This window comes from Bradyrhizobium sp. WBOS08, from assembly GCF_024585125.1.
Taxonomy (GTDB): Bacteria; Pseudomonadota; Alphaproteobacteria; order Rhizobiales; family Xanthobacteraceae; genus Bradyrhizobium; species Bradyrhizobium japonicum_B.
In genome coordinates this window covers 5,429,046-5,455,802 of record NZ_CP028988.1, presented here as the reverse complement: position 1 = coordinate 5,455,802, position 26,757 = coordinate 5,429,046, and the positions used below count along the sequence as shown (strand labels likewise).

The 26,757-nt window shown below is 66.1% G+C and carries 25 protein-coding genes, 1 tRNA gene and 1 pseudogene; 16 read left to right on the top strand and 11 right to left on the bottom strand.

The window, feature by feature from the left end; translation table 11 throughout:
* The first annotated feature begins 16 nt into the window (after positions 1-16).
* Together DCM80_RS25585 and DCM80_RS25580 are read left to right on the top strand one after the other, a co-directional pair.
* Positions 17-331, top strand: coding sequence for a type II toxin-antitoxin system RelE/ParE family toxin (locus DCM80_RS25585; RefSeq protein WP_257198048.1), 315 nt, complete (start codon positions 17-19; stop codon positions 329-331).
* A 5-nt stretch (positions 332-336) separates the two neighbouring features.
* Positions 337-603 (top strand): helix-turn-helix domain-containing protein, encoded by a 267-nt coding sequence (locus DCM80_RS25580; protein WP_257194267.1) that lies wholly within the window; start codon positions 337-339, stop codon positions 601-603.
* 339 nt (positions 604-942) lie between these two features.
* Here the strand turns inward: DCM80_RS25580 and DCM80_RS25575 are convergent.
* Both DCM80_RS25575 and DCM80_RS25570 read right to left on the bottom strand, forming a co-directional pair.
* Positions 943-1,027, bottom strand: a tRNA-Leu gene (locus DCM80_RS25575).
* 201 nt (positions 1,028-1,228) lie between these two features.
* The gene (locus DCM80_RS25570; RefSeq protein WP_018647371.1) at positions 1,229-1,471 is read right to left on the bottom strand and encodes a FliM/FliN family flagellar motor switch protein; all 243 of its coding nucleotides are present in this window, start codon (positions 1,469-1,471) and stop codon (positions 1,229-1,231) included.
* A gap of 68 nt (positions 1,472-1,539) precedes the next feature.
* Between DCM80_RS25570 and lipB the strand changes: the two genes are divergently transcribed.
* Complete coding sequence (lipB, locus tag DCM80_RS25565; protein ID WP_257194266.1) at positions 1,540-2,277, top strand: lipoyl(octanoyl) transferase LipB; 738 nt, start codon at positions 1,540-1,542, stop codon at positions 2,275-2,277.
* A 201-nt stretch (positions 2,278-2,478) separates the two neighbouring features.
* Entirely contained in the window at positions 2,479-3,192 is a 714-nt protein-coding gene (locus tag DCM80_RS25560; protein ID WP_257194265.1) for a DNA helicase, read from the top strand.
* 42 nt (positions 3,193-3,234) lie between these two features.
* On the opposite strand, the gene DCM80_RS25555 is transcribed toward DCM80_RS25560, so the two are convergent.
* Positions 3,235-3,657, bottom strand: coding sequence for a 4-oxalocrotonate tautomerase family protein (locus DCM80_RS25555; protein WP_257194264.1), 423 nt, complete (start codon positions 3,655-3,657; stop codon positions 3,235-3,237).
* Between the two features lie 111 nt (positions 3,658-3,768).
* On the opposite strand from DCM80_RS25555, the gene DCM80_RS25550 reads away from it, so the two are divergent.
* Together DCM80_RS25550 and DCM80_RS25545 are read left to right on the top strand one after the other, a co-directional pair.
* Positions 3,769-4,620 (top strand): LysR family transcriptional regulator, encoded by an 852-nt coding sequence (locus DCM80_RS25550; RefSeq protein ID WP_257194263.1) that lies wholly within the window; start codon positions 3,769-3,771, stop codon positions 4,618-4,620.
* Positions 4,621-4,731: 111 nt separating this feature from the next.
* Positions 4,732-6,252: a PAS domain-containing sensor histidine kinase gene (locus DCM80_RS25545; RefSeq protein ID WP_257194262.1), complete on the top strand. Its 1,521-nt coding sequence runs from the start codon at positions 4,732-4,734 to the stop codon at positions 6,250-6,252.
* Positions 6,253-6,455: 203 nt separating this feature from the next.
* Here the strand turns inward: DCM80_RS25545 and DCM80_RS25540 are convergent, their stop codons facing one another.
* The 4 genes from DCM80_RS25540 to DCM80_RS25525 form a co-directional block, all read right to left on the bottom strand.
* Positions 6,456-6,755, bottom strand: a complete 300-nt coding sequence (locus DCM80_RS25540; protein WP_257194260.1) for an acylphosphatase — start codon at positions 6,753-6,755, stop codon at positions 6,456-6,458.
* A complete protein-coding gene (locus DCM80_RS25535) occupies positions 6,752-7,618 on the bottom strand; it encodes an oxaloacetate decarboxylase (protein WP_257194259.1) in 867 nt (288 codons plus the stop codon). Before DCM80_RS25535 ends, DCM80_RS25540 begins: the two co-directional genes overlap by 4 nt.
* Before the next feature lie 221 nt (positions 7,619-7,839).
* Entirely contained in the window at positions 7,840-9,855 is a 2,016-nt protein-coding gene (locus DCM80_RS25530; RefSeq protein ID WP_257194257.1) for an acetyl/propionyl/methylcrotonyl-CoA carboxylase subunit alpha, read from the bottom strand.
* Between the two features lie 187 nt (positions 9,856-10,042).
* Positions 10,043-11,182 (bottom strand): putative zinc-binding metallopeptidase, encoded by a 1,140-nt coding sequence (locus DCM80_RS25525; protein WP_257194256.1) that lies wholly within the window; start codon positions 11,180-11,182, stop codon positions 10,043-10,045.
* Positions 11,183-11,399: 217 nt separating this feature from the next.
* Here DCM80_RS25525 and DCM80_RS25520 point away from each other — a divergent pair, with 217 nt between their 5' ends.
* The 7 genes and pseudogenes from DCM80_RS25520 to DCM80_RS25490 all read left to right on the top strand — a co-directional run bounded on the left by DCM80_RS25520 (position 11,400) and on the right by DCM80_RS25490 (position 19,277).
* Complete coding sequence (locus tag DCM80_RS25520) at positions 11,400-13,877, top strand: PAS domain-containing sensor histidine kinase (protein WP_257194255.1); 2,478 nt, start codon at positions 11,400-11,402, stop codon at positions 13,875-13,877.
* Between the two features lie 224 nt (positions 13,878-14,101).
* Entirely contained in the window at positions 14,102-15,385 is a 1,284-nt protein-coding gene (locus DCM80_RS25515; RefSeq protein WP_257194254.1) for an MFS transporter, read from the top strand.
* Positions 15,386-15,411: 26 nt separating this feature from the next.
* Positions 15,412-16,662, top strand: coding sequence for an arsenic transporter (locus DCM80_RS25510; protein ID WP_257194253.1), 1,251 nt, complete (start codon positions 15,412-15,414; stop codon positions 16,660-16,662).
* A gap of 130 nt (positions 16,663-16,792) precedes the next feature.
* Complete coding sequence (locus DCM80_RS25505) at positions 16,793-17,029, top strand: hypothetical protein (RefSeq protein ID WP_257194251.1); 237 nt, start codon at positions 16,793-16,795, stop codon at positions 17,027-17,029.
* Between the two features lie 6 nt (positions 17,030-17,035).
* A pseudogene (locus DCM80_RS25500) lies at positions 17,036-17,445 on the top strand (enolase C-terminal domain-like protein); the annotation flags it as partial.
* A 12-nt stretch (positions 17,446-17,457) separates the two neighbouring features.
* Complete coding sequence (locus tag DCM80_RS25495; protein ID WP_257180468.1) at positions 17,458-18,225, top strand: SDR family oxidoreductase; 768 nt, start codon at positions 17,458-17,460, stop codon at positions 18,223-18,225.
* Positions 18,226-18,245: 20 nt separating this feature from the next.
* The gene (locus DCM80_RS25490; protein WP_257194249.1) at positions 18,246-19,277 is read left to right on the top strand and encodes an L-idonate 5-dehydrogenase; all 1,032 of its coding nucleotides are present in this window, start codon (positions 18,246-18,248) and stop codon (positions 19,275-19,277) included.
* On the opposite strand, the gene DCM80_RS25485 is transcribed toward DCM80_RS25490, so the two are convergent.
* Complete coding sequence (locus DCM80_RS25485) at positions 19,267-20,151, bottom strand: DUF3280 domain-containing protein (RefSeq protein ID WP_257194248.1); 885 nt, start codon at positions 20,149-20,151, stop codon at positions 19,267-19,269. The genes DCM80_RS25490 and DCM80_RS25485 overlap by 11 nt on opposite strands.
* Positions 20,152-20,339: 188 nt before the next feature.
* Here DCM80_RS25485 and DCM80_RS25480 point away from each other — a divergent pair, with 188 nt between their 5' ends.
* Both DCM80_RS25480 and DCM80_RS25475 read left to right on the top strand, forming a co-directional pair.
* Positions 20,340-21,725, top strand: coding sequence for a sensor histidine kinase (locus DCM80_RS25480; protein ID WP_257194247.1), 1,386 nt, complete (start codon positions 20,340-20,342; stop codon positions 21,723-21,725).
* The gene (locus DCM80_RS25475; RefSeq protein WP_257194246.1) at positions 21,722-22,384 is read left to right on the top strand and encodes a response regulator transcription factor; all 663 of its coding nucleotides are present in this window, start codon (positions 21,722-21,724) and stop codon (positions 22,382-22,384) included. The genes DCM80_RS25480 and DCM80_RS25475 overlap by 4 nt, the downstream gene beginning before the upstream one ends.
* Positions 22,385-22,411: 27 nt before the next feature.
* Here DCM80_RS25475 and DCM80_RS25470 read toward each other — a convergent pair whose 3' ends face one another.
* The gene (locus DCM80_RS25470) at positions 22,412-23,395 is read right to left on the bottom strand and encodes a VOC family protein (protein WP_257194245.1); all 984 of its coding nucleotides are present in this window, start codon (positions 23,393-23,395) and stop codon (positions 22,412-22,414) included.
* Between the two features lie 145 nt (positions 23,396-23,540).
* Between DCM80_RS25470 and DCM80_RS25465 the strand changes: the two genes are divergently transcribed.
* The gene (locus tag DCM80_RS25465; protein ID WP_257194244.1) at positions 23,541-24,332 is read left to right on the top strand and encodes a DNA-binding transcriptional regulator; all 792 of its coding nucleotides are present in this window, start codon (positions 23,541-23,543) and stop codon (positions 24,330-24,332) included.
* Here the strand turns inward: DCM80_RS25465 and DCM80_RS25460 are convergent.
* The gene (locus DCM80_RS25460) at positions 24,329-25,504 is read right to left on the bottom strand and encodes a cytochrome P450 (RefSeq protein WP_257194243.1); all 1,176 of its coding nucleotides are present in this window, start codon (positions 25,502-25,504) and stop codon (positions 24,329-24,331) included. The genes DCM80_RS25465 and DCM80_RS25460 overlap by 4 nt on opposite strands.
* Entirely contained in the window at positions 25,476-26,672 is a 1,197-nt protein-coding gene (locus DCM80_RS25455) for an ABC transporter substrate-binding protein (protein ID WP_257194242.1), read from the bottom strand. The genes DCM80_RS25460 and DCM80_RS25455 overlap by 29 nt, the downstream gene beginning before the upstream one ends.
* Between the last annotated feature and the right edge of the window lie 85 nt (positions 26,673-26,757).

Sequence of the window (26,757 nt, the reverse complement as noted above, 5' to 3'; positions counted from 1 at the left end):
TTGGCATAGTCGGATGATGAAGGAAGTGAGATGGCACGGCAACAGCCGATCCGATGTCGAAGCCTTTCCGAACGACGCGCGACGCGAAGCTGGCTATCAATTGTTTCAGGTTCAGATCGGGGAAAACCCTTCCGATTGGAAACCCATGCCGTCGGTCGGACCCGGCGTTCGCGAGATCAGGATACGTCAGGCGTCAGGCGCTTACCGGATCATCTACCTGACTACGATCGGCGACGTTGTTCACGTACTGCATGCGTTCCAGAAGAAGACACAGGCAACTGCCAAACGGGAAATCGACCTCGCCAAAGCGCGGCTCAGACGGATCAGGTGACGATAATGGCAAGATCAGTTTTCCACGACCTCTTCCCCGAGGAAGAAGCAGCAGAGCTTGAAATGCGCGCCAAGTTGCTTTCCGGCATCAACAAATGGCTCAACAAGTCCGGATTGACGCAGACCGAGGCGGCCGAACAACTCGGCGTTACTCAGGCTCGGGTATCGGAGATCAAGAACGGCAAGATCAACCGGTTCAGCCTAAGCATGCTGGTTCGGCTGGCGCAGCGCGCCGGGCTGCGCCCTGGGATCAAGTTACAGAAGGCAGCCTGACGGCCGAGATAGGCGTAGTCACGGGCGCGGCTATGCTGTGATCATCGGCCTACGCTTCACGAAGGTTACAGAGCGTGGCGTTACTTTGAAAATAACCCTTGGCTTTCACGCCAGTTGCAGGGGCACGTCGGCGATCCCGAGATCGTTGATCGTCAGGCGACGGGACGACTCTTCCATTCAGGAAATCCAATTAGATGGCGATACATGGCGCGCTTAGGAGAGCACGCAATGCGTGCCGAGTCGCGAGAACAAATTTGATGACTTACGAGACATTGCCTAGTCTTACCATCCGAAGGTGAGACCAAAAGAAACACATTAAAATCAATGAGCTACGAGACTTGGTGCGCTCGGAGGGACTCGAACCCCCACGATTTTACTCACTGCCACCTCAAGGCAGCGCGTCTACCAGTTCCGCCACGAGCGCTTTGGGGATGCCGGCTTGAGGCTTGAAGGCCAGCCGGATCAACGGCGCCGATCTAACAAATCCATCAGGGGGGTACAAGCCTGCAAAGGCCCTGAATTCCACAAGCTTTGCAGGAAAGTTCAGGCCCCGCTCCAAATCGGCCCAATCCCCGGTGCCCGGGCCGCTACCGCGTGCCCAGGCCGCTACTGGGTGCCCGGGTCGCTACCGCGTACCCGGTGAGCGCGGCAGCATCTGCTTGACCTCGACCGCGATTCGGTTGCGGTCCACCAGCACGACGCCGGAGGCGACCGGCAGGTTGTTGGCCAAAACCTTGACCTCGTCGGCCTCGGTTGCGTCCAGCTCGATGATGGCGCCGCGGGAAAGACGTAATACCTGATGGATCGGCATCGTGGTCGTCCCGAGGACGACCATGAGATCCACGGTGACTTTATCGAGGGTGGGCACTGTCAGGACCGCCGCAACTTGGGACTTGGTATTTGCACCTGCGATCATCACCACGTTATGGTTAGCCAATGGTTAATTCGCCTCAAAACCCCCGCGAACAGCTCGATTTGACGTCGTTTTCCGCCGCCGGCGGCGAGCCCGTCGAATGGCGAATCTCGGACGCGCCGGTGCCCTATCCGGAGGCGGTGGCCGCGATGGAAGCCCGGGTCGCGGCCATCGCGGCGGGCGAAGCCGCAGAGCTGGTCTGGCTGCTCGAGCACCCCCCGCTCTACACCTCCGGCACCTCGGGCAAGGACACCGATCTGCGCGATCCCCGCTTCCCGGTCTTCGCCACCGGACGCGGCGGCCAGCTCACCTATCACGGGCCCGGCCAGCGGGTGGCCTACGTCATGCTCGACCTCAAGCGGCGCCGGCCGGACGCCCGGGCCTATGTCGCGAGCCTGGAGGAGCTGATCCTGCGCACGCTCGCCGCCTTCAACGTCCGCGGCGAGCGGCGTGAGGACCGGGTCGGCGTCTGGGTCAAGCGGCCCGACAAGGGCGAAGGTTACGAGGACAAGATCGCGGCGATCGGCGTGCGGTTGAAGCGCTGGGTCTCGTTCCACGGCATCGCGATCAACGTCGAGCCGGAGCTCTCGCATTTCGCCGGCATCGTGCCGTGTGGCGTCGTCGATCCCCGCTACGGCGTCACCTCGCTGGTCGATCTCGGCCAGCTCGTGACCATGGCCGACGTCGACATCGCGCTGCGCCAGGCGTTCGAACAGCTGTTCGGACCGACCCGAGCGCTGCTGCCGGAAGCGGCCGCCTGACGCTTTCCCGCTGGAGCCGCAGTGGCCCGCGTTCTCCTCTTTCTCGGAATCGGCTATGTACAGGCCCGGCGACGCCCACGCCTCCCCCCTCCGCCGGGAAAGCAGACCTCATGCCGGGCGATGAGATCATCGGACCGACTGTTCGAGCGCCAGGCATAAGGAGGGATTGCGCTTTCTGCTCGCAATGGGAGGTTTTGACGAATGAGACTCTCTGCGCCGATCTATCATCTGAAGCGACGAGCCAAGCGCCTGTCCCGGGAGAAAGGCATTCCGCTGCACGACGCGCTGGACCGCATCGCCAGGACGGAAGGGTTTTCCGCCTGGAGCCTGCTCGCAGCGAAAGCCGCCGCGCTGACGCCCGCCAGCAGGTTGTTCCCGCAGTTCCGGCCGGGCGATCTGGTGCTCGTCGGCGCGCGGCCCGGTCAGGGCAAGACGCTGATGAGCCTCGAACTTGCGGTGGAGGCCATGCGGTCCGGCCAGCGATCGGCGTTCTTCTCGCTCGAATATACCGAGAAGAATGTTTTGGATCGCTTGCGTGCGATCGGCGTGGAGCCCGCGCAATTCGACAAGCTGTTCGAGGTCGATTGCTCCGACGCCATCAGCGCCGATTACGTCGTGAAGCAAATGGCCGCGGCGCCCCGCGGCACCTTCGTGGTGATCGACTATCTGCAAGTGCTCGACCAGAGACGCGAAAATCCCGACCTCAATGTTCAGGTGCGCGCGCTGAAATCCTTCGCGCGCGACAAGGGGCTGATCGTCGTCTTCATCTCGCAGATCGATCGGTCCTATGATCCCTCGGCCAAGCCCTGTCCCGATCTCAGCGACGTCAGGCTGCCGAACCCGCTGGACCTGAAGTTGTTCGACAAGACCTGTTTCCTGAACAATTCCGAAGTTCAGTTCCGCGCCGCGAGCTGACGATGAGACCGCGGGTGAGATACCTCGCCCGCGGCCTCCGCCTTATGCTCCCCTCGGCGCGACCTCCAGCTTGCCGGCGATGTAGCGCCGCTCTTGAGTGAGGCCGCCAAAGCCGTAGGCGTCGCCCTTGACCTCATCGACATGCAGATAGGTCTCGGGATGCAGCGGACCCAAGATCTCGGCCATGCGTTTGAACATGGCGGCGAGATAGGCCGCCTTTTCGTCCTTGGTGTTGGTGCCTTCGCTGACGTGGATGTCGAGCCAGTAGCTTGCAAGCTTCTGCTCGGCCAGCGACTTGCCGCCGGCGAACCAGTCATCGGCGTCCACCGCCTTGACGATGATGGCGGTCACCTTGGGATCCTTGTGCAGGATCTCGGCGGTGAGCTCGGACACCGCGTTGGCGATGTCGGCCTTCAGGGACGGCGACTGGCGGGAGGTGGTGTAGGACACGGTGATCAGGGGCAATGTGGCTCTCCTCGAGATGCTGCGCCGGTCAGGTGGCGTTGACGAGAAGCTAGACCCCCGCTCGTCATTTTGGTATCTTATCTCTGTTGATATCAATGATAAGATTTCATAATGACGCCGACGCTCGACATCGCCACCGTCCAGGCCTTCCTGCTGGTCGCCGACCTCCGGAGCTTCACGCGTACCGCCGAAGCGCTCGGCACGACACAAGCGGCGGTCAGCCTGAAGCTGCAACGGCTGGAGACGCTGCTGGGAAGACGACTCGTCGAGCGCTCGCCGCGCGCGGTCCGGCTCACCGCCGACGGCGCCAGCTTCCTCGAACGTGCCCGTGTGCTGATCGCGGCACATGACCGCGCGCTCTCGGATCAGGCACAGGCCGCGCAATCGCTCTCGCTCGGCATCTCCGATCATGCGGCGGGGCCGGAGCTAGTGCCGCTGCTCGAACGGCTGCACGCAATGTCAGCAAATCTCACCCTCGCCGTCACCATCGGCTTCTCGCGCGAGATGCAGGATGCTTACGATGCAGGCGAGCTCGATGCGGTAATCGTCCGCCAGGAAGGCAGCCGCCGCGGCGGCGAGACGCTGACCGAGGACGAGTTCGGCTGGTTCGCCGCACGACGCTTCACCGTGCCGAAGGGCGAGCCGCTGCCGCTGGCAACGCTCGCCCCGCCCTGCGGCGTCCGCGCCCTCGCCGTGCGCGCGCTCGACAAGGCCGGCATCGCCTGGCGCGAGCGCTTTGTCGGCGGCGGTGTCACCGCGGTGGTCGCAGCCACGCTCGCAGGCCTTGCCATCGCACCGCTGGCGCGGCGGATCGCGCCTGCCGGCCTGGTCGACATCGGCTCTGCTCACAGACTGCCCAAGCTCGGCAGCTCGAAGGTGATGCTGCATTCGAAGGTCAGCGATCCCGCCAAGCTTGCTGCGTTGCGTACGGTCGCGGCGACGTTCCGGAGCGCGGCGGCCTGACGATAGGGGCGCTCTGGCGACCCTTTACGGGACACCTGCCTAAAAATGTCATATCTGGAGGGAACCATTCGCCGCTTGCGGCGTTTGCCCCCGTCGAGGCGGGGTCCGGGAATGGTCGAAAAGTTCAGTCAACAGAGAGACTTGTTCGAGAGCGAACGCAGTTTCCGGCTGTTGGTTGAGGGAGTTGCGGACTACGCCCTCTATATGCTCGATCCCAAGGGGATCATCACCAGCTGGAACATCGGCGGCGAGCGCATCAAGGGCTATTCGCCCGAAGAGATCCTCGGCCAGCATTTCTCCCGCTTCTACACCGAGACCGACCGCGCCAACGGCAAGCCGGCCCGTGCGCTCGGTATCGCCAGGGAAAAGGGCCGCTACGAGGAGGAAGGCTGGCGCGTCCGCAAGGACGGCACGTTCTTCTGGGCCAGCGTCGTGATCGATCCGATCTACGAGGACGGCGAACTGGTCGGATTCGCCAAGATCACGCGCGACATCACCGAACGGCGCAATGCCCAGATCAAGCTCGAGACGATGCACAAGCAGCTCGCCGAGTCCCAGAAGTTCGACGCGCTCGGCCAACTCACCGGCGGGGTCGCCCACGACTTCAACAACCTCCTGATGATCATCAGCGGCAGCCTCCACATGCTGAAGCGAGGCGCCGATGACGCGGCCAAGCTCCAGCGTGCGATCTCGGCGATCGAGACCGCCACCAGGCGCGGCGCGGCGCTGACCAACCAGTTGCTCACCTTCGCGCGGCGGCAGAGCGTGAACCCGCAGGCGATCGATTTCGCCGAACGCATCGCCGCGATCCGCGAGGTGCTCGATGCCGGCGTCGGCAGCTCGGTCCGGCTGGCACTCGACATCGACCGCGACGTCTGGCCGATCAAGACCGACGCCTCCGAACTCGAGACCGCGCTGCTCAATCTCGTCATCAACGCCCGCGACGCCATGCCCGACGGCGGCACGGTGACCATCGGCGCGCGCAATGTCGTGCTCGACGAAACGTCCTTCGCCGGCGATTTCGTCGCGATCGACGTCACCGATACCGGGCTCGGCATCCCTTCCGACGTGCTCGACAAGATCTTCGAGCCGTTCTTCACGACCAAGCCGATCGGAAAGGGCACGGGCCTCGGCCTATCCCAGGTGCACGGCTTCGCGCATCAGGCCGGCGGCACCGTGAAGGTCGCAAGCGAACTCGGCAAGGGCACCACCTTCACCGTGCTGTTGCCGCGCGGAGAAGACGCGCCATCGCAGGACAAGCAGGGGGAGCCGGCGTTCCGGGGCAGCGGCACGGTGTTGCTGGTGGAGGACAATCCAGACGTCGCCCTCGTCAGCATTGGCCTGCTGGAGCAGCTCGGCTACCAGGTCCGCCGGGTCGCCGACGCCGAAGCGGCCTTGCGCGAGATCGAGACCAACGGCGTCGACTTCGTGTTCTCGGACATCGTCATGCCCGGCAAGATGGACGGCCTCACCCTCGCCTATCATCTCCGCCAGATTCGCCCCGGCCTGCCGATCCTGCTCGCCACCGGCTACAGCGAGGTCGCCGCCGGCGTGCGTGGCGACTTCCCGATCCTGCGCAAGCCGTATGAGATCCACGAGCTCAGCGAGGCCATCGCCAAGCTGCCGAGGTGAGGCCTTCGATAGGTGAACACCTTGTAGGGTGGGCAAAGCGACTTGTCCGCCGTAGCTCGAAGAGCGAAGGCGGAAGCGTGCCCACGCATCTTTCGCAATCGACAGTGATGGTGGGCATGGCGCAAGTGCGCCTTTGCCCACCCTACGAGACCAACTTGGTTGCGCGACATTTGCCTTTTCCGCGGCCGGCGCACAGACAGCACCTACACCGTCGGCAACACCGAAAACGCTTCCCCTGCCCGGCGCAGGTTCAGCTCATCCGCACCGGCCGTCTCGCTCGTCACGCTGTCGACGCGCGCGGATGGCGGGCCGTGGCGGCACAGTGCGACCATGTCGGCAACGTGGTGGGGCGCGCCGGCGAACAGCGCTTCCACGCTGCCGTCGCGGCGATTGCGAACCCAGCCTTCGAGGCCGCTCGCCGTCGCCTGATACTCGACCCAGGCCCGATAGCCGACGCCCTGCACGCGCCCGCGGATCATCACCTGGAGAATCGCCCGGCTCATGTCTTCAATCCGAGGACCTCGGTGCTGCGCGCCTTGACATCGGCCTCGCGCATGACACGGGCCGTCAGCTCCGACGATGCGAGTCCTTTGAGGTTTTTCGGCGACACGCCTTCACGGAGCGCCTTCAAGGTCTCGTACACGGCCTGCGTCGCGGCCGCGATCGGTGCATGGCCTTGGAGCGCGATGCGGACGCGCTGACCCGCGAGGTAGTCGCGCGCGTTCAGGTCCTCGGGCGCCCCGCCGAGCACGATTGGCAGGCGCGTCGCAGCGCTCACCGCCTCGAGCTCGGCGCGCGACTTGATGCCGGTGAAGAACAGCGCATCGACGCCGGCATCTTCATAGGCCTTGGCGCGTCGGATCGCGTCTTCGAGCGAGGTGATCGAAGCCGCTCCCGTGCGGCCCATGATCACCAGCGAGGCATCGCCGCGGCCAACGAGCGCCGCTTTCATCTTGCCGACGCCCTCCTCGAGCGAGATCAGCTGCGTCTTCGCCTCGCCAAAGGCAGCCGGCAGCAGCGTGTCCTCGATGGTGAGGCCAGCGGCGCCCGCCGCCTCCAGCTCCTGCACGGTACGGCGCACGTTGAGCGCATTGCCGTAGCCATGATCGGCATCGACCAGCACGGGCAGCACGGCGGCGCGCGACATCCGCCGCATCTGCTCGGTAAGCTCGGTGAGCGTGATTAGCGTGATGTCGGGATCGCCGAGCACGGCGAGCGAGGCGACCGAACCGCCGAACATGCCGAGCGGAAAGCCGAGGTCCTCGGCGATGCGGATCGAGATGGCGTCGTAGACCGAGCCGGGATGGACGCAAGTTGCACCCGACAGAATGGCGCGAAGTTTCTCGCGGCGGGAACGAAAGGCCATGGGTGCCCTCTCAACTGTTGCGACACAGCCGCAACATACTCCGTCATTGCGAGCGAAGGAAATATGGCACTCTCGTGCCCCAGACGCAGCGCAGCGCTCCTCAGCAATGCGCTGCAAAGCCGGTGCCCATGCTGCTGCGTGATACACCGAGGTTCCGGGTCCCGGCTCTGCGAAGCAACGCTAAAGCGTTGCATCGCGTCCGGGACAGGAGATGGGCTTACTTACGCAAACTCCAGGATCAGCGCGTCCACCGCCAGCGTCGCGCCGGCACTGGCGTGGATCTTCTTCACCGTGCCGTCCTGCTCGGCGCGCAGCACGTTCTGCATCTTCATGGCTTCGACCACCGCCAGCGTCTCGCCGGCCTTGACCTCCTGCCCCTCGCTCACCGCGATCGAGACGACGAGGCCGGGCATCGGACAGAGCAGCTTCTTGCCGGTGTCGGAGGCCGTCGTCACCGGCATCAGCCGCGCAGAGGTCGCCTCCGCTTCGGTCCAGACATAGACCGGCACCTCGACACCCTGATGCGCGAGGCGGATACCGTTCGGAATCGGGCGCGCCTGCACCGCGACGAGGTGGCCGTCGATGGTACCCTGCCAGACCGGATCGCCCGGCTTCCATGGCGAGGCCAGCAGATGCGCGTTGCCGGCCTTGCCGTTGGCATCGATGAAGCGGATCGCGATGGCCTCGCCCTCGCGTGCGATCTCGAGCTGAATCTCCTGGCGGTCGAGCCAGACCGCGCGGCGCCGCTCGCGCTGCACGACGCGGCCGCCCATCTGGCCCGAGATCTGCCGCTTGCGCTCCCCCAGCACGTGATCGATGGCGGCGCCGACCGCGGCGATGCGCCGTGCGACCTCGCCTTCGGGCACGCGCACCGCAAACCCCTTGGGGAATTCCTCGGCGATGAAGCCGGTCGACAACCGCCCCTCGCGCCAGCGCGGATGATGCATCAAGGCCGACAGGAACGGGATGTTATGCCTGATGCCGTCGACATAGAACGAATCCAGCGCGGTCGACTGCGCCTCGATCGCGGCCGCGCGCGACGGCGCATGGGTGACGAGCTTGGCTATCATCGGATCGTAGTGGATCGAGATCTCGCCGCCCTCCTGCACGCCGGTGTCGTTGCGGATGGTGATGCCGTCCTGGCTTGCTTCCGCCGGTGGACGATACTTCACGAGCCGCCCGATCGAGGGCAGGAAGTTGCGGAACGGATCTTCGGCGTAGAGGCGGGATTCCACCGCCCAGCCCGTCAGCGTGACGTCCTTCTGCGCGATGGCGAGCTTCTCGCCGCTCGCAACCCGGATCATCTGCTCGACGAGATCGATGCCGGTCACGAGCTCGGTGACCGGATGCTCGACCTGGAGGCGCGTGTTCATCTCCAGGAAATAGAAGCTCTTGTCCTGCCCGGCGACGAACTCGACGGTGCCGGCGGAATCATAGTTCACGGCCTTGGCCAGCGCGACGGCCTGCTCGCCCATCTTGCGGCGCGTGGCCTCATCGAGCAGCGGCGACGGCGCCTCCTCGATGACCTTCTGGTTGCGGCGCTGGATCGAGCACTCGCGCTCGCCGAGATAGATCACGTTGCCGTGCTTGTCGCCCAGCACCTGGATCTCGATGTGACGGGGATCGACGATGAACTTTTCAACGAAGACGCGGTCGTCGCCGAACGAGGCCTTCGCCTCGGCCTTGGCGAGATTGAAGCCTTCGGCGACCTCGGCCTTCGAATGCGCGATGCGCATGCCCTTACCGCCGCCGCCGGCCGAGGCCTTGATCATCACGGGATAGCCGATCTCGTCGGCGATCTTGACCGCATGGTTGCCGTCCTCGATGACGCCGAGATAGCCCGGCACGGTCGAGACCTTGGCCTTGGCGGCCGCCTTCTTCGATTCGATCTTGTCGCCCATCGCCGCGATCGCGCCTGGGTTGGGACCGATGAAGACGATCCCGGCCGCCTCCAGCGCGCGCGGAAACGCCTCGCGCTCGGACAGGAAGCCGTAGCCGGGATGCACGGCTTGCGCGCCGGTCTTGCGGCAGGCCTCGACGATCTTCTCGATCACCAGATAGCTCTCGGCAGCCGCCGGCGGGCCGATCAGCACGGCCTCGTCCGCCATCTCGACATGGAGGGCGTCGCGGTCGGCCTCGGAATAGACCGCAACCGTCTCAATTCCCATGCGGCGAGCGGTCTTGATGACCCGGCAGGCGATTTCGCCGCGATTGGCGATCAGGATGCGTTTGAACATGCTTTTTCTTGAGTCTCGACCTTGGGCGGGACCCTTCCCTGGCCGTTGGGGCCTATGGGGGATGGGGCGTGTGGCTTCCGTGGTACATCAAAATCGGCCGGAGGCAACGGTCAAAATCCGGCCCCCTGGCGTACCAGCGCAAGACCGATGCCGGCTGGGAACGGGGCTGGCGAGCCCCCCAGATACCCTACGCCTTCCCGGACCCGGACGCGGAGTTGGACGACTTGGACGCGGAGTTGGACGCTGACTTGGCCACAGACTTGGTCACGGACTTGGCCACGTCCCGGACCAGGCCGTGGATGAAGCCGAGCTTGCCGACCACCGCAGGCGACAGGATGAAGGGATAGAGGTCGCGCAGGCCCATGGCGCGGTTGACGCTGTTCATGGCGAAGGTGAAGGGCAGCCACGCACCAACCAGCGCCTCGACATCCCTGGCCTCGTAGGGGTTGAAGCGGATGCGCGCCGTCAACTCCCCGTCGCGGTCGACCTTGGGGCGCACCTCCATGCCGAACTCGCCGGCCATCTCCAGCGCATCCACGATGTGGACATAGTGCGCCCAGGTTTCGGCGAAATCTTCCCAGGGATGCATCGTGGCATAGGCCGAGACGTAGGTCTGCTGCCAGTCCGGCGGCGGGCCTTCGGCATAATGGCGCTGCAGGGCCTGACCGTAATCGATGGAATCGTCACCGAACACCGCGCGACATTCCTCGAGCTTGCCGCCGCCCTGCACAAGCACGTCCCAGAAATAATGACCGACCTCATGGCGGAAATGCCCGAGCAGCGTGCGGTACGGCTCGCCCATCTCGAGCCTGCGCCGCTCGCGCTCGATGGTGTCGGCTTCGGTGAGCGCGATCGTGATCAGACCGTTGTCGTGACCGGTCAGGATCCTCTCGCCGCTGTTTGGATCGTCGGCGAGGAAATTGAAGATCAGGCCATGCTCGGGGTCCTCCTGCCGGGTCCGGAGCGGCAGCTTCCAGCGGATCAGGGAATAGAGCAGACGGTGTTTCGCCACCTCCAGCTCGCGCCAGCCGGCGAGCTGGGCGGGATCAGAGAGGTTCGGCACCGTCCCGTTGTGGCGGCAGGCGCGGCAATAGCCGGTGGTATCGCCCGCGTCCGTGAGCCAGTTGCAGGCGTCGTACTCGGCGTTCCTGCACAACATCCGGCTCTCGCCCTTGCTGGCCAGCATCCTCCAGGCCTCGCCGTCCGGCTCGATCGCCGACATCGTCTCCTGCTCCGGCAGGAACGCGACCCGATGGCCGCAGCGTTCGCAGGCGCGATTCTCGAAATACAGCACATTGCCGCAGGCCTGGCAGAGAAAGAGCTTCAAGATTTAGCCTCTTTGGAAAGGAGAGCTTCATGGAAGCTGCTCGTTGCGCCTCGCGACGACGCATCCGCCGGCTGATCGTTCCAGTCTCTGGAACAAAATACCAGACCGGGCATTGGCATGACGTAGTCTTTCCGTTCCGCACAAGTCACATTTTCCCGCGACGCGCTCCCTCGGCAATGGCCATCTCGCGCCGTCTGTGTGAAGATCGGTCCGGCACGTGCGCTCCCGCATGACAACGGCCGATGCCTTGAACGATCCCTTGCCCGAGACCACCGCCGCCGAAAGGCTGCGACAACACCTCGAAGACGTCGCGCGCGAGCGCGACAACGCCTATCGCGCGCTCCAGGAGCGCGAGGCCGAGCTGGCGCGCATCCAGCGCATCGGCAAGGTCGGGGGCGTCGAGGTCGACTTCCGCGAGGGTTTCAAGAATCGCCGATCGCCCGAGTATCTGATCATCCACGGCCTGCCGCCGGAAGCGGCCGAGGAATCGCATGAGGATTGGGTCAATCGTCTCCATCCCGACGACCGCGACGCCGCCGTCAAGCACTTCATCGATTCACTCGCCGGCACCAGCGAAGATTATACCGCGGAATACCGCATCATCCGCCCCAATGACGGCGAGACCCGCTGGATCCGGGTCGTCGCCAAGATCGAACGCGACAAGGATGGCCGCGCCCTCCGCCTCGTCGGTGCCCATATCGACATCACCGACCAGATGCTCGCCCGCGAGACCCTGCGCGAGAGCGAGGAGCGCTTCCGCCTGATCGCCGACAGCGCGCCGGTGCCGATCTGGGTGACCAAGCTCGACCGCAAGCGCTCCTTCGCCAACCAGGCCTATGTCGACTTCGTCGGCCTGCCCTACGACCAGGCCATCGACTTCGACTGGCGCAAGGTGCTGCATCCCGACGACCTGCCGCACGTGCTGCAGCAATCCGTCCAGGGCGAAGCCTCGCTCAAGCCCTTCGTGCTGGAGGCGCGTTACAGGAACGCCAGCGGCGAATGGCGCTGGCTGCGCTCGGAATCGCAACCGCGCTGGGACCCCACCGGCAAGCATATCGGCTTCATCGGCGTGGCCCACGACATCACCGTCGCCAAGCAGGCCGAGATCGAGCTGCGACAACTCAACGAGACGCTGGAACAGCGCATCGCCGAGCGCACTGCCGAGCTCGAGTCCAACGAGTCCCGGCTCCGCGCCATCCTCGCCACCAGCAACCAATATCAGGGCCTGGTCAACCTCGAGGGCGAATTGCTCTATGCCAACCGCACCGCGCTCGACGGCATCAGGGCGAGCGCTGCGGACGTGATCGGAAAGCCGTTCTGGGACACGCCGTGGTTCACCGGCACCGACGGCATGAGCGCCGCCGTGCGCGAGGCTTTCCACGCCGTGCTCAAGGGCGAAGCGGTGCGGCTCGAGATGCGCCTGCGCCTTCCCATCGGCGAGCGCGATTTCGACTTCGGCATGCGCCCAGTGCTCGACCGTCACGGCAAGATCACCGGCGCGGTGCCCGAGGCCGTCGACATCACCGAGCGCCGCCGCGGCGAGGAAGCCTTGCGGCAGTCCCAGAAGATGGAGGCGATCGGCCAGCTCACCGGCGGCGTCGCGCACGACTTCAACAACCTCCTCACCATCATCCGCTCGGCCACCGATTTCCTGCGCCGCCGCGAGCTGCCGGAAGAGCGCCGCCGCCGCTATGTCGATGCCATCTCCGAGACGGTGGAACGCGCCTCCAAGCTGACCGCGCAGCTCTTGGCATTCGCGCGCCGGCAGCCGCTGAAACCCCAGATCTTCAACGTCGGCACCCAGGTCGAGGCCGTCGCGCAACTGGTCCGGCCGCTGGTCGGCGGCCGGATCGACATCGTGGTGGAGATCGACGACGCCGACTGCTTCACTGTCGCCGACATCGCCCAGTTCGAGACCGCGCTGATCAACCTCGCCATCAACGCCCGCGACGCCATGGACGGCGAAGGCCGCCTCACCATCGCCGTGCGCAAGGTCGCTGGCATCCCCGGCTTGCGCGCGCAGTCTGCGCGCAGCGGCGACTACGTCGCCATCTCCGTCGCCGACACCGGCAGCGGCATCGCGCCGGAGCATCTCGAATCGATCTTCGAGCCGTTCTTCACCACCAAGGAGGTCGGCAAGGGCACCGGCCTCGGTCTCAGCCAGGCCTTCGGCTTCGCGAAGCAGTCCGAGGGCGACATCGCGGTCACGAGCACGCAAGGCAAGGGCGCGACCTTCACCATCTACCTGCCGCAGGCCCACCGCCCCGTCGCCGAGAAGGAAGCCGCGGCGCTGACCCATGAGGCCGCCACCACCGGGCGCGGCTACCGCGTGCTCGTGGTCGAGGACAATGACGATGTCGGCCAGTTCTCGACCGAGCTGCTGGAAGATCTCGGCTATGTCGTCCGCCGCGTCGCCAACGCCAACGCGGCCCTCGCCATCCTCGGCGAGAACGAATTCGCCGTCGACCTCGTCTTCTCCGACGTCATCATGCCCGGCATGAACGGCGTCGAGCTCGCCGGCATCATCCGCGAGCGCTATCCCGGCCTGCCCGTGGTGCTCACCTCCGGCTACAGCAACGTGCTCGCCGAAAACGCCCATCGCGGTTTCGAACTGATCCAGAAGCCGTATTCGGTCGAATCGCTGTCGCGCATCCTGCGCAAGGCGATCACGGAGAAGCTATCCGTTGCGCGGTGAATGTGAACCAAGAACGCACCGTCGTCCCGGACAAGCGCGCAAAATGCGCGCGCCGATCCGGGACCCATACTCCCGGACGGACGTTGTAGCGTGAGCTGGTAGCCGACAATCTTCGCCCAACTTCATCCTGTGGCTATGGATCCCGGATCTGCGCTCGCGCTTGTCCGGGACGACAGCTGAGTGTTTGGCGGGTCGCGATCCACACAACGACGATCGAGAAACCGATGTCCAGCGAAAATCCCGACGAGGCGAGGCGCGCCGGCCGCGCGCTGGACGCGGCCAATTTCTTCCTCGCCGACGTCCGCGACGGGCTCGGCCCCTATCTCGCGGTCTATCTTCTCACCGAGCAGCATTGGAACGAGGCTCGCATCGGCCTCGTGATGTCGATCGCAACGCTGGCCGGCATCGTCGCGCAGACGCCGGCCGGCGCACTGGTCGACGCCACGCGGGCGAAGCGGCTGGTGATGGCGGCCGCTGCTATACTGGTGACGCTCGCCTCGCTCTCGCTGCCGTTGTTCCCGAGCCTCCTGCCGGTGATGATCTCGCAAGGCATCGCGCAAGCCGCCGCCGTGGTCTTCCCGCCGGCGATCGCCGCCGTCTCGCTCGGCATCTTCGGGCATGCCGCGTTTACCCGGCGCATCGGCCGCAACGAGACTTTCAACCATGCCGGCAACGCGGTCGCGGCCGGCATCGCCGGCCTCTCCGCCTACTGGTTCGGACCGACCGTCGTGTTCTACCTTCTCGGCGCCATGACGATCGCGAGCCTCGTCAGCATCCTGGCGATCCCCGAACGGGCCATCGACCACGACCTGGCGCGCGGACTGCACCACTCTCCTATCAACAGCGCACCCGAGCAACCCTCGGGCCTTGGCGTGCTCCTGACCTGCCGCCCGCTGCTCATCTTCGCGGTCTGCGTCGTCCTGTTTCACCTCTCCAACGCGGCGATGCTGCCGCTGGTCGGGCAAAAGCTCGCGCTCCAGGACAAGAACCTCGGCACCAGCCTGATGTCGGCGTGCATCGTTGCGGCACAAGTGGTGATGGTGCCGTTCGCGATGCTGGTCGGCGCACGGGCCGACCGCTGGGGGCACAAGCGGTTCTTTCTTGCCGCATTGTTGATCCTGCCGATCCGCGGTGCGCTCTATACGCTGTCCGACAATCCGTTCTGGCTGGTCGGCGTGCAGCTGCTGGATGGCGTCGGCGCCGGTATTTTCGGCGCAATATTTCCCGTCATCGTCGCCGACCTCATGCGAAACACCGGCCGCTTCAACGTCGCACAGGGCGCCGTCATCACGGCCCAGAGCGTTGGCGCAGCGCTGTCGACGACGCTGGCGGGCCTCGTCGTGGTCGGCGCCGGTTACAGCGCAGCATTCATCACGCTCGGCGCCGTGGCAGCGCTCGGCGCCGTGATCTGCCTCCTCGCCTTGCCCGAGACGCGGCAAAGCGGCGGCGGCGATCCGCGCCCACGGGGGAAGACAGTGGCGCCGGCATCGGTTATCGCTGCCGAATGAATCCATCCTCATTCGAGAACTGAACCGTGCCGTCTGACGCCATCTGGGCCTGGAGCATCATCGTCGTCGCGACCGCTTGCGTCATCATCCGCCCGTTTCGCCTGCCCGAGGCGGTCTGGGCCGTGATCGGCGCGAGCGCGCTGGTGCTATCAGGCCTGCTGCCATGGCACGACGCGCTCACCGGCATCGAGAAAGGCCTCGACGTCTACCTCTTCCTGATCGGCATGATGTTGATCGCCGAGCTGGCGCGGCTCGAGGGCCTGTTCGACTATCTCGCCGCGCTCGCGGTGGAATATGCGGCCGGCTCGCCGCAGCGCTTGTTCCTGCTGATCTATCTCGTCGGCACGCTGGTGACGGTGCTGCTCTCGAACGACGCCACCGCGATCGTGCTGACGCCCGCCGTCTATGCCGCGACGCGCGCGGCCGGCGCAAAGCCGCTGCCCTATCTGTTCGTCTGCGCCTTCATCGCCAATGCCGCGAGCTTCGTGCTGCCGATCTCCAACCCGGCCAATCTCGTCGTGTTTGGCGCGCGCATGCCTCCGCTGACCGAATGGCTGCGCCTGTTCGCCCTGCCCTCGGCGGCCTCGATCCTGCTCACTTACGTGGTCCTGCGCCTGACCCAGCACCGCGCGCTGAAGGAGGAGACGATCGCCCGCAGCGTGCCGCATCCCAAGCTCGGCCGCGGCGGCAAGCTGACGGCCGTCGGCATCATCGCGATCGGCGTCGTGCTGGTCACGGCGTCGGCGCTGGACAGGCAACTGGGCCTGCCGACCTTCATCTGCGGCGGCGTGACGGCCGCGATCGTGCTGCTGCTCAGCCGGCAGTCGCCCTTGCCGGTGCTGCGGGGCGTGTCCTGGAGCGTGCTGCCGCTGGTCGGCGGGCTCTTCGTCATGGTGGAGGCGCTGATCAGGACCGGTGTGATCGCGCAGCTCAGCGCATTGCTGCACCAGGCGGTGGCGCAATCGGTCCCGCAGGCGGCCTGGAGTGTCGGCATCGCCACCGCGCTCGCCGACAACATCGCCAACAACCTGCCAGTCGGCCTCGTCGCCGGCTCGGTCGCCGCCAGCGACCATTTGCCCGCGCCGGTCGTCAGCGCCATCCTGATCGGCGTCGACCTCGGCCCCAACCTGTCGGTGACGGGATCGCTCGCCACCATCCTCTGGCTGGTCGCGCTCCGCCGGGAAAAGATCGAGGTCGGCGCCTGGCCGTTCCTCAAGCTCGGCCTCCTGGTGACGCCGCCCGCGTTGATTGCGGCCTTGGCGGCGGCCATCAGGTAAGGCAGGCTCTACGCAGCTCTCGAAAAGAAGTGCAGCTATTTGCGGTGCGTCAATGCCGGTGGCGACACCGTGGCTAAGAATTCATTGTCGCGCAAATCAGATGGATATCGCGCGGCAAGGAAGGTTCATCATGCCGATCCAATCGAAGGCGTTGCCGCTGAGCTCCTATCTGCGCCGCGCGATCCGGAGCCTCACCGCACCGAGCGAGAGCGGCGCCGAGACCGCCCACCCCCTGCTGGTCATCTCCGCATTGGTGTTGTTCACCCTGTTCGCCATCGTGCAGATCGACCTCCACTCCGCCCAGCTTCAGGCGATCGGCCTGCTCGGCCATGGCAGCGGAATCGATCCGGTCTTCCTGGGTCCGTAGTCGCCGGTCTGGGTCTGCGCCAGCGAGACGCTGGGCTCGCGCTTCCCCTACAAGGACATGCTCGACCGCGACGCCATGCACGTGGTGATGGCCGATTTGTGCTGGACCGGCGGCCTCACCGAGGGCCGCAAGATCGTCGCCATGGCCGAGACCTATCACCGGCCCTTCGCGCCGCACGATTGCATCGGCCCGATCGGCTTCATCGCCGCTATCCACATGTCGTTCAGCCAGCCCAACACGCTGATCCAGGAATCGGTGCGCGCCTTCTACAAGGGCTGGTACAATGAGCTCGTCACCACGATGCCCGACATCAGGGACGGTTTCGTCTATCCGATGGAAGGTTCCGGCCTCGGTGTCGACCTTCTGCCGCCGTATTCGACCGCTCCGATCTCACCGTGCGCCGCTCCAACGTCTAAGGACCTCTCGACATGAGCACTTCCCTGTTCGATCTCTCCGGCCGCACCGCGCTCGTGACCGGCTCATCCCGCGGTCTCGGCCGCGCCATCGCCGAGGGCATGGCCAAGGCCGGCGCCAGGATCATCATCAACGGCGTCGACCCCAAGCGAGTCGAGCAGGCCGTGGCCGAATTCCGTGCCGCCGGCCATCAGGCCGAAGGCGCCGCGTTCAACGTCACCGACGAGCCCGCCATCCTCGCCGCGTTCAACGACTTCGACAGGCAAGGCATCGCGGTCGACATCCTCGTCAACAATGCCGGCATCCAGCATCGCAAACCGCTGGTCGAGTTCACCACCGACGAATGGCGCAAGGTGATCGAGACCAATCTCACCAGCGCCTTCGTGATCGGCCGCGAGGCGGCCAAGCGCATGATCCCGCGCAAGCACGGCAAGATCATCAATATCGGCTCGCTCGGCAGCGAGCTCGCCCGCCCGACCATCGCGCCCTACACCGCGGCCAAGGGCGGCATCAGGAACCTGACCCGCTCGATGGCGGTGGAATGGGCCCAGCACGGCATCCAGGCCAACGCCATCGGCCCCGGCTACATGCTGACCGACATGAACGAGGCGCTGGTCAACAACACCGATTTCAACAACTGGCTGATGGGCCGCATTCCCTCGAAGCGCTGGGGCAGGCCGGACGAGCTGGTGGGCGCCGCGATCTTCCTGGCGTCGGACGCCTCCACCTACGTCAACGGCCAGATCATCTATGTCGATGGCGGCATGATCGCCGCGATGTAACCGCGAACAAGGAAGCAACCATGCGCGCCGTCGTCATCCACGCCCCGAAAGACCTGCGGATCGACAATTATCCCGATCCGGCGCCCGGCCCCGGCGAGGTCCGCGTCAAGATCGCCCATGGCGGCATCTGCGGCTCCGATTTGCATTACTACCATCACGGCGGCTTCGGCGTCGTCCGCATCCAACAGCCGATGGCGCTGGGGCATGAGATCGCGGGCGTCGTCGCCGCCGTCGGTGACGGCGTCACCGGCGTGAAGCCTGGCACGCGCGTTGCGGTCAATCCGAGCAGACCGTGCGGGCAGTGCCTGCATTGCCAGGAGGGTATGCGCAACCAATGCCTCGACATGCGCTTCCTCGGCAGCGCGATGCGTTTTCCCCACGTGCAAGGCGGTTTCCGCGAGTTCATCACGGTCGACGCCGCGCAAGCCGTACCGATCGCGGACAAGCTCTCGCTCGCGGAGGCTGCGGTCGCCGAGCCGCTGGCAGTGTGCCTTCATGCCGGCAAGCAGGCCGGCCCCCTGCTCGGCAAGCGCGTGCTGATCACCGGCTGCGGCCCGATCGGCGCACTGATGATCCTGGTGTCGCGCTTCGGCGGCGCCGCCGAGATCGTCGTGACCGATGTCGCCGAGGCGCCGCTTGCGGTTGCGCGAAAGCTCGGCGCCAGTCACGCGATCAACGTCGCGGCCGATGCCACCGCGCTCGATCCCTGGCGCGCCGGCAAGGGCGTGTTCGACACGCTGTTCGAAGCCTCCGGCAACCAGGCCGCGCTGCGGACCGCGCTCGACATGCTCAGGCCCGGCGCCACGCTGGTGCAGCTCGGCCTCGGCGGCGAGATGACGCTGCCGATCAATTCCATCGTCGCCAAGGAATTGCAGCTGCGCGGCACCTTCCGCTTCGACCCCGAGTTCGAGCTGGCGGTGCGCCTGATGGGCGAAGGCCTGATCGACGTCAAGCCGCTGATCACGGCCACCATGCCGTTCGAGAACGCGATCGCCGCTTTCGAGCTCGCCAGCGACCGCGCGCGCTCGATGAAGGTGCAGCTTACTTTCTGATCCCTTCGGCAGCCTGCTGGCTGTCGATCAGCCGGTCGCTGACCAGCCGAACCGCGCCGCGTTTCCAGGAATAATCCGCGCCGAGGCGCAGGCCGCTGTCGCCGCGCGCCAGCACCGCGCCGGTGCCGGCGTCGCGCAGCTGGAAGCCGAGCGTGTATTCGGTGCGGCTGACCCGCCGCACCACGCCGATCAGCGATTGATCCGCGCCGAGCTTCTTCGCCATTGCCGCCTCGCAGCCGCCGCAATCGCGCAAGCCGCCCGCCGTCGCCGCCTCGCGGCCGACATCGACGATGCGGTAACGGCCGGATTGGCCGAGCGCCTCGCGCACGGCGCCGGTGACCTCCGCGAGGTGCGATGCGTCCGAGGCAGCCGACGCGCCCACCGAGGCTGCGGTCGTATCCTCGAGCTCGAACTCGAACACCGCCAGCGCGACCGGCGCAGGGCTTGCCAGCGCAGCCATGACCTCGCGCGAGACGAAGATCTCGGCGCGCTCCCAGGCTTCATCATTGTCGCCGCGGAAGCTGTAGAGCTTGTCCATCACCAGCCTCTTGGCGCCGACGTCGATCACCGCGACCTTGGCCCATTGCACCAGCGTGCTCGTCTTCTGGATGCCGCCGATGACCTTGAACGCAGCGCCGTCCTGGGCGGACGGCACCAGCCGATAGCGCCCACCCTCGCCGATATCCCGCCTGAGCGCGGCCATGAACGCCTGAAGGCGCCGTTCGTGGGCCGCAATCTGGTTGGTCGGCTCGCCCGACGTGTCGGTATAGCTGAAATCCTCCATGGCAACGCCAATGGCGGCCTCGGCGGCAGCAGGAGCACAGGGCAGGACGAAGAGGAGAACGGCAGCAAGGATCGAGCGGGAGACGTGCATGAGCGGGCCTCGCAGTTGGCGCGATCGGGACATCTCGGCGGCCCGCCCGAGCCCTTGCAACGGGGATCGTCCCGGCGAGGCCCGGGAAAATTTCACGACGTTGCACTGCGGTAGCGCCCGGCGCTTTCCGCGGGCGGCGTTCTGCCGTTTAATGCCGAGGCGACAAACCGTTCGCGCAAGGTGCCCCGATGTGGAACCGCCCGAGATTCGATCTCAAGGTCCGTCTGACGTTGCGCGTCGCCGCCATCACCGCGGCCTGCTTCGCCGTCATCTCCGCCTATTTCCTGATCGCCGCCGACCGCGACGCCCATGCCCGCATCGACGGCGTCGCCGCGATCGTGGCGAAGTCGCTGGAGCTGCAGCAAGGCAAGATCCAATGGGTGGCCGGTGCGCGCTCGGACTTTCCCAACCTTGACCCTGTCGCGGCCTATGTGATGACACCCGGCTTGTGCCTGGCATTCCGCGGTGCGAGCGGCGAGATGCTCCAGCGGTTCTGCAGCGGCGCGCCGGCCCCGGAGAACCCGCCGCCGCAGGCCTTCGCGGCCTTCTATCGCAGCCTGTTCGATCCGGGCCGCGAGGCGGCACGGCCCGTGGTGGTGCGCGGCGCCAGGCTCGGCGAGATCGTGGTGTCGGTGGATCCGGCGGTGCGGACGGCGGAGGCCTGGCACGACGCCGGCCGTCTGACGATCGCGCTTGCGATCGCGCTGCCGCTATTGTGCCTCCTGGTCTACGCCGCGCTGGCGCGCGCGCTGCGCCCAACTCGCCTGATCTGCACCGGCCTCGACCGGATCGCGGCCAACGATCTCACGGCGCGGCTGCCGCCGTTCGATCTCGCCGAATTGTCCGCGATCCGCGACGGCTTCAACCATCTCGCCGAAAGCCTCGACACCGCACTGGCCGAACGCAGCGAGCTGACCCGCAAGCTGATCGCGCTGCAGGACGATGAGCGCCGCCATCTCGCCCGCGAGCTGCACGATGAGTTCGGTCAGTCGCTGGCCGCCATCCGCGCGCTGGCCTCCTCTGCCCGCCACACCGCGGCGCAGGACTGCCCGGCTTTACTGTCGGAATGCGACGGCATCGCGCGCACCGCGACCGGCATGATGGAGACGTTGCGCGGCGCGCTGTTCCGGCTGCGGCCGCCCGACGTCGAGGAGCTCGGCCTCGTTGCGAGCCTGGAAGGCCTCGTCGCCGGCTGGAACGGCCGCAGCCGCGGCGAGACGCGCTTCACGATCCAGTTCGACGGCGCGTTCGAGACCCTGCCCGCTGCGATCAGCGCCAATCTCTACCGCATCGTACAGGAGGCGCTCACGAATGCCGCCAAGCATGCCGGCGCCACCAGGGTCGGCGTCCATTTGAAGATGGCCGGAGAGGAGATCGCGCTGGCCATCGACGACGACGGCCGGCCCGGCGATGCCTCGAGCAAGTCAGGCATGGGCCTGCTCGGCATGCGCGAGCGCGTAGCGGCCTTGCGCGGCCGGATGAGCTTCGAGGTCGGCCCCAACGGCGGCTCGGCGCTGCGCGTCGTCATTCCGTTCGCCGCCACCGGGCCGCAGGTGCTGGAGCACGCGGCATGAGCGCGGCCGATGCGTCGATCCTGCTGGTCGACGACCATTCCGTCGTCCGCGAGGGTTATCGCTCCGTGCTCCAGAAGCAGCCGGGCCTGCGCGTCATCGCAGAAGCGGCCGACGGCGCCGAAGCCTACCGGCTTTACAAATCCGAGTCGCCCGATCTCGTCATCATGGATCTCAGCATGCCCGGCATCGGCGGCATCGAGGCCGTCAGGCGGATCAGGCAATGGGACAAGGGCGCCAGGATCCTCATCTTCACCATGCACCAGAATGCGGGCTTCGCCGTGCAGGCGATCCGCGCCGGTGCCAGGGGCTACGTCACCAAGACCAGCCCGCCGGAAACGCTGGTGCAGGCCGTGATGGACGTGCTCGCCGGCAAGATCGCCATCAGCCCCGACATCGACCACGAGCTCGCGCTGAGCCGGCTCGGCGGCGAAAGCTCGGCCGCCGACGTCCTCACTGCCCGCGAGTTCGAGGTGCTGCGACTGCTGCTCGCCGAGAAGACGACGGACGAGATCGCCGCGACGCTGCACGTCAGCCCGAAGACGGTGGCGAACCTGCATTCGCTGATCAAGGACAAGCTCGGCGTCGGCTCCGACATCGAGCTGGTCCGCCTCGCCTTGCGCCAGGGCCTGCTGACCGAGCCCGATCTCGGCGAGGCCTGATCGTTCAGGCGTCGCAAGTGGCCACGCTCATTCGCGCGCGACCACCTGGTCCAGCCACGCGCAGTTCAGCGGCGGCACGCGCGGATCGGCGACACGCACGCCGCGCGCGGCCGCATCCAGCCGCATGTCGCGCAATCGCTTGCGCTGTTCTTCCGGCATATGGAGCCGCTCATGGCCCCACAGCGACGGCCCGTCGAAGGTCTCGTGCGGCTGCCAGGTCTCGGGATCGATCACGCGTGCGCCCCAGCCATATTCGATGAAGAAGCCGGAGGGCGTGTTTACGTAGAACGACGTCATGTGATCGTTGGTATGGCGGCCCAGCGTGTAGGCCACACGCCCCTCGTCCAGCTGCGCCAGATCGTAGCCCTGGCCGACGTCGTCGAGGCTGCCGAGTTCGACCATGAAATGATGCATCGCCTTGCGCCCGGAGCCGACCATCGCAAAGCTGTGGTGGCGGCCGTTGACGTGGAAGAAGTACAGCCCGTAAGGCTTCAAGCCGTAATCGGAGACGTGAAAGCCGAGCACGTCGCGGTAGAACGGCAACAGCAGCTCGACATCCTCCACATTGAGCACGACGTGCCCCATGCCCAGCGCGCCGGTGCGAAAGCCCGAGATCGGCCGGCCCGGCCTGAAGGGCTCGCTCGCAAGCTCGGGCTTGCAGAAGGCCTCGAGCCGATTGCCCGCCGGATCGGCGAACGAGATCAGCTCGGCGACATGCCGCTCATCGGCAAGCGCGCGCGATCCGGGCGTCACCTTGACGCCGTGGCTTTCCAGCCGGCCGGCGAGACGGTCGAGCTCTGCGCTTGACGGAACTTCCCACCCCATCACGGCGAGCCCGGCATCGCTGCTGCCGTCCACGATCAGCCGCTGCTTGCGGTCGTCCATCCGGAAGGCGCGCATCTTGCCGCCGCGGTCGACCTGCTGCATGCCGAGCAGCTCCGTCGCCATCCGGCCCCATTGGTCGAGCTGCGACGACTTGATTCCGATATAGCCGAGCGCGGTAATTTCCATCGAAAGTCCTCCCGAAGGCATCGCGTGTGCCGCCATGCGGCGAACTTGATACCGGCCGCGCACGATCTTAACGTGGCGTTCCGCAATCGCTTCGCGCTCGCAACGATAATCGCGGGACCGTGCACCACAAGGGAGGAAATGCGAAGTGTCCAAGGAGCGGACGGGCCCAAGAGTGCCGCGGCAGTCGGAAGGCGTCCGCGCCTTCAAGCGCGGGCTCGACGTGCTGCGGGAGGTCAACCGCTCCGGCGGCATCCGGGCCGGCGACGTCGCCCGCGCGCTCGACCTGCCCCGCCCCACCGTCTATCGCCTGCTCGAAACTCTGGAGGAACTGGGCTACATCGCCCGCAGCGCCAGCGACGACCGGTTTCGCGTGACCCGGCGGGCGTTGAGCCTCGGCGACGGCTACGATCCCGGCGTAGTGATCTGCCAGGTGGCGGCCCCCTATCTCGCCGAGCTCAGCAAGACCCTGGTCTGGCCGGTCGATCTCTCGACTTACGAGAACGCCGCGATGGTGGTGCAGGAGACCACTCACGCACGCAGCCCGCTCTCGATCGACCGCGGCATGATCGGCAAGCGCCTGCCGATGCTGCGCACCTCGGCCGGCCGCGCCTATCTCGCCGCCTGCCCCGACCACGAGCGCGAGCTGATCCTCAATCACCTGCGCCGCATCGACGAGGCGGACGACCGTCCCTTCCTCGAGACCGGTCGGCTCGACCGCATGATCGCCGAGACGCAATCGCGCGGCTACGCCATCCGCAGCGAAGGAGAGTACAATGCGAAGACCGCGTCAATTGCGGTGCCGATCGTGCGGGGCGGCGCGGTGTTCGGCTGTATCTCGATCATCTGGATCCGCTCGGCATTGGCGATCGAGGACGCGATTGCGCAGTTCGTCGGCCCGATGCGCGATACCGCCGAGGCGATCCCTGTGACCTCCTAGCTCACCCGCACCGGCAGGGATGCCAGGCCCCGCAACACGTTGTTGAGCGCCAGCACGGGCTCGCCGATGTCGAAGTGCCGGACCTTCTCGACCAACACTTCGAGCAGCGCGGTCATCTCCAACCGGGCCAGATGCAGGCCCGCGCACATGTGGGTGCCATTGCCGAACCCGAGATGATCGCTGGCGCGACGACGCACATCGAAGCGCTCAGGATCCTGCCACTTCCGCTCGTCGCGATTGGCCGATGCATAGAGTAGCAGCACGCGACTTGCCTTCGGGAGGGTAACGTCCCCGATCGTTGCGTCATCGGTCAGATGGCGGGTGAATCCCCGTATCGGAGATTCCAGGCGCAATGCTTCGTTGATCGCGCCCGGGATCAAGCCTGGGTCCTGCCGCACAATATCCCATTGATCGGGATATTTGCCGAACAACAGGATCAGGTTTGCCGTCGCAAAGATCGTGGTGTCGAGGCTCGGTCCCAGATAATCACGCATCAGGACCGGGCAACGCTCGGGCTCGACCTCGCCGCGGTCCGCGGCCGCGAAAATCCTGTCGCCCCAGCTGCCCGGCCGCAGGCGCTCGCGGACAGCGGAACCGCCGAGATAGTGACGCATCTCCTGCACATCGGCCATGGCCGCGCAGGCGCGATCGTTCATCGCGCCGAGCACGTTGAACGTCGCCGACGCCCATCGCAGCATGCTGCCGCGCCCATAGTCCTCCAGGCCCACGAGCTTGGATACGATGGTCAGCGGCAGATGCTGCGCCAGATCCGTCACGGCGTCGAACCGCCCCCGGCTCACGAGATCCTCGACGAGCCGCCGCGCCTCCCTCCTGATCTCGGGTCCGATCTGCTCCAGCGCTCTCGGCAGCAAGGGAGCGGCGATGATCGCCCGCAAGCGATCGTGCAACGGCGCGTCGCTCGCGAGCGTCGTGCCCCGCGACATCTCGTTGACGTGATCGTTGGCGGCAACGCCCTCGGCCGAGGAGAACAGGCCGGAGTTGCGCAAGGCTGCGCGGACGTCCTCGAAACGGCCGACCGCATAGAGCCCGTTGCGCGGGAGCCAGACCGCTGTCCCCAGATCGCGCAACGCGCGATAGTGCCGATAGGGTTGGCGCAGCACGTCGTCGGCGTAGAGATCGACGTCATAGACCGGACATTCCGCGACAGCCATGACCCCGCTCCGTTCTGCCGCTCAGCGCACTGCAATCCATTCGCTTGTCGAGCTTGCCCAGCCTGAGCGCGCTCGGGTCCAGTCCGGTGTGGTCGTTCGGCCCGTAATTGTAGACGCCGCGTGATCCCGCGACGCCCTTTAGCCCCTCGATGGCGCTACGCAGACCTTCCCGAAATTCCGCGGTTCCGGGCTCTCCCGTCTTCAATGCCGCGGGCACCGCCTGCTCGATCAGGATCAACGCGTCGTAGGCCGAACCGGCAAAGATGTTGCGGCTGCCGGGCCCAAACTTGGCCTCGTAGCGCTGGATGAATTCGAGCGCCGCCTTCTTGGCGGGATAATCGTCCGGGAAAGACGCAGCGCCCACGGCCGGGCTCAGCGGCACGAAAATGCCGTCGCCCTGCGTGCCGGTCAGCTTGCGGAAATCGCCGAATGTGGCGCCGAGCGTGCCGTAGATCTGCCCCTCATATCCCTTTTCCCGCAATTGCAGCAGCGGAAGGGCTGCCGGTGCGCCCGAGGCCGCAATCAGAACCGCATCCGGCCGGGCTGCGATGATCTTGAGGATCTGCCCGACGACCGTGGTATCCGTTCGGGCGTATTTCTCGTTGGCGGCGAGCTCGATCCCGGCGGCCGCGCACATGTCGGCACTCACCTTGCTCCAGGCATCGCCATAGGAATCGGCAAAGCCGATCAGCGCGAGCCTTTTGACGCCGGTCTTCTTCATGTTCGCAAACAGCGGCGCGGCCTCGTGATCGTCGTTGGTCGTGGTCTTGAAGATCCAGCGCCGCCTTGCATCGACCGGGGCCACCAAGGCATTGACGGGCGCAAGCGTGATCACCGGAAGCTTGTATTCGACCGCCGGGTCGATCACGGCAAACGAGCCGGGCGTCGAGGTCGGCCCGACCAGGATGTCGATCTTGCTCTCCTGGTAGAGCTTGCGCAGCGCGCTGACCGCAGCGGTGCTGTCCGAGGCTTCGTCAAGGAAGAGATAGTTGACCTTCCTGCCGGCGATCTCGGTCGGGCCGAAAGCCGTGCCGTTGCGCTCGGCATTGCCGATCGCCGCGGCCGGTCCGGTTGCCGAGAGGATGATCCCGACGTTGATATCGGCAGCGAAACCCGGCGCGGCCCAGAGTTGCACCGCAAGGCACACGCCCAGCATCGATCGCAGCATCGCCATCTCCTCCCGGCGGCCGCCTCGCGGGCAGCCTGCACTTTATTGCTGTTGCACTGACCCTCCTTAGCCACAGGGAGCCCCA